Origin of the sequence: Vibrio sp. M260112 (genome assembly GCF_036533775.1) — a bacterium.
Lineage (GTDB): Bacteria > Pseudomonadota > Gammaproteobacteria > Enterobacterales > Vibrionaceae > Vibrio.
Map to the genome: position 1 here is coordinate 1 of NZ_JATABH010000209.1, position 402 is coordinate 402.

General features: G+C 51.0%; 1 protein-coding gene. It reads left to right on the forward strand.

What is annotated here, in order from left to right; genetic code table 11:
* Positions 1 to 402: IS66 family transposase (locus QTN95_RS21110; protein ID WP_331418903.1), on the forward strand; the 402-nt coding region annotated here is incomplete at both ends.

Consider the following 402-nt stretch of genomic DNA (forward strand, 5'->3'; position numbering starts at 1 on the left):
ACTGTATCGCCAAGAATCGCTGTTTACCCAGTCGGGTATCGAACTATCACGAACCACCATGGCAAGGTGGATTATCCAAGTCAGTGAGAAGTTTGCCCCGCTTTACGCGGCCTTAAAAACGCACCTACTCGAGCAAATAGTGGTTCAGGCGGATGAAACGCCGCTTAATGTGCTCAAGGAAGACAAGCAATGCTACATGTGGCTCTACTGCTCGGGCGCGGACTCGCCAGATGCCGCACTCCCTAATGTGAAAAACATCGTCTTGTATGACTATCAAAACAGTCGCGCGAGGTCGTGCCCTGTTGCCTTCTTGGGTAACTATGATGGCTATCTGCAAACCGATGGTTATGGTGCTTATGATGGGCTTCATCTCGTCACCAATGTCGGTTGCTTCGCGCATGC